This is a genomic window from Aeromonas salmonicida subsp. salmonicida (assembly GCF_001643305.1).
In the GTDB taxonomy this organism is placed as follows: Bacteria; Pseudomonadota; Gammaproteobacteria; order Enterobacterales; family Aeromonadaceae; genus Aeromonas; species Aeromonas salmonicida.
The window spans coordinates 1-1,916 of the sequence record NZ_LSGW01000033.1 but is presented as its reverse complement, the minus strand read 5'-3'; the positions used below and the strand labels follow the sequence as shown (position 1 = coordinate 1,916).

The following is a 1,916-nucleotide window of genomic DNA, read 5'->3' as shown; positions in this document are numbered from 1 at the left end:
TGAATCGCTTTATGATCGAGTTCGGTGATCGCCTGAAAGGTCACCTGTAATGGAGTGTGCAGTTACACAGAATTATTTACAGGCTCAAACATTTTGACCGATCCCTTTTCCCAGTAGCCCTGAGTTTTAGCTTACCGAAACGCTGTGACCACGCATCGACCGAACTCTCTGACCACATTTTTACATCGACACAATGTTGAAGCTCTTTCCATAAGTGCCTTGGGAGCGGCAATACGCGATCTGAAGCTTCTGTCTTCCCCTTCCCAGTCTTGATCGCGGTGACACCTTCCAGAACAACAAAGCTATCCGGATTCAGCCCTACCAATTCACTCAATCGGAACCCAGTCACAAGCCCAAAGTAAATCAATGCTCGTTCCTGGGCATCAGCCAGCCGAACGATCTCTTCCATCTCCTCTATAGTGAACTCTTGGTAACTGCTCCCATCGCCTTGATACTCAATCTTTGCACCTTTGAATGGGCTCTCTCCTTCCACATGCTCATGCAGCCAGTTCCAGTCCCACATCTTCTGTAATGCTGCAATGTAGCCTTTTCGTGTACTGTCACTTACAGTATCGCTAATGCTATTGATCCAACGAGTGACCTGCCGCCTATCCAATTCGTTCAGACGGATGTCCTTATTGCCCGAGGTAGTAATTAGGCTCTGAGTTGCATTCTTTACACGGCTCAATGTTGCTTTGGCGACCTTTCCTTCATGCTCTTTAATGAAACCCCAAGCGGCTTCTTCCAAGGTGATGCTGTACTTCTCGACTAGCTCGCTTTTGCCGTGTATCGCAGCTAGATAGGCATCAGCCTTGATAACATCACCTTTCTCCAAAACAGCTTCCACATCGAATGCAGATTCTAGGGCGTCATAAGCATCAATCGCGGCAAAGTCGTCGAGATAAGCTAGCTGTGACTCTAACGTTTTCTTCGCTCGGCTCGCCTCGGCATAGGCCGCCATGAACTCTGAACGTCGTGCGTGTACTTTTTTGGCCGTTACCATCGCTTGAAACTTCGAGACCATTAGATCCCGCATTTTACGAGCCTCATAAACGTCTTCCGTTTGAAGTGACTTGCTGAAGATTGAACGCCCGCTAAAGAAAGGATCATCCCTCAATATTCGGGGGATGTTCCAGTGCAAGTACCAAGTGTTATTTCGTAGCCAGAGGTGACGATTTGGATTCTGCTTTTTGCTCTTCATGTTCAAATGTTCCTTAGGTCTGTGATAACCTAGGCTCAGTGTTAATAACACCTCGCATAGCAACTCACATCGCTAAGTACATGATTGAAAAGGAAATCAGCGCTTTACGCCGTGTTTTCCATGAACTTCCTGTTCAACGTCTAATCCCATGAGAGGCCAGCATTTGCTGGCCTCTTTTCTATCTGTACTTGTCGGGCATCTTCCGGCAAATGTCGTAAAAAAAACCAGATTGTTGGGCTTTTGCACGACAGCGACCAATAACTCGCCAAACGCACCCAAATTCGGTTTTTCTGACAAAAAAAGGGTTGACGCCCCAGAGCCAGATACGCATAATTCGGCCCGCACAGTGACGAGGCAACGACTCACTGGAAGCACGGTTGGCTATGTAGCTCAGTTGGTTAGAGCATCGCACTCATAATGCGAGGGTCACAGGTTCGAATCCCGTCATAGCCACCACTATTTCTGAAGTTGGGGTATCGCCAAGCGGTAAGGCAGCGGGTTTTGATCTCGCCATTCCTAGGTTCGAATCCTAGTACCCCAGCCATTTTTAAAGGTGTTTGATAGTCTTTATCAGGCATCACTGTTGGGGTATCGCCAAGCGGTAAGGCAGCGGGTTTTGATCTCGCCATTCCTAGGTTCGAATCCTAGTACCCCAGCCATTTTTAAAGGTGTTTGACAGTCTTTGTCAGACATCACTGTTGGGGTATCGCCAAGC

General features: G+C 47.8%; 1 protein-coding gene and 3 tRNA genes. 3 read left to right on the top strand and 1 reads right to left on the bottom strand.

Annotated features, from left to right (window positions below):
• Nucleotides 1-76 precede the first annotated feature (76 nt).
• On the bottom strand, nucleotides 77-1,201 hold the full coding sequence (locus AXW79_RS02775) for a DUF6538 domain-containing protein (RefSeq protein WP_011898461.1): 1,125 nt from the start codon (nucleotides 1,199-1,201) through the stop codon (nucleotides 77-79).
• Between the two features lie 379 nt (nucleotides 1,202-1,580).
• On the opposite strand from AXW79_RS02775, the gene AXW79_RS02770 reads away from it, so the two are divergent.
• The 3 genes from AXW79_RS02770 (at nucleotide 1,581) to AXW79_RS02760 (ending at nucleotide 1,860) form a co-directional block, all read left to right on the top strand.
• Nucleotides 1,581-1,657, top strand: a tRNA-Met gene (locus tag AXW79_RS02770).
• A gap of 13 nt (nucleotides 1,658-1,670) precedes the next feature.
• Nucleotides 1,671-1,745: transfer RNA gene (locus AXW79_RS02765), tRNA-Gln, on the top strand.
• Nucleotides 1,746-1,785: 40 nt separating this feature from the next.
• Nucleotides 1,786-1,860 (top strand) — tRNA-Gln (locus AXW79_RS02760).
• Nucleotides 1,861-1,916 lie beyond the last annotated feature (56 nt).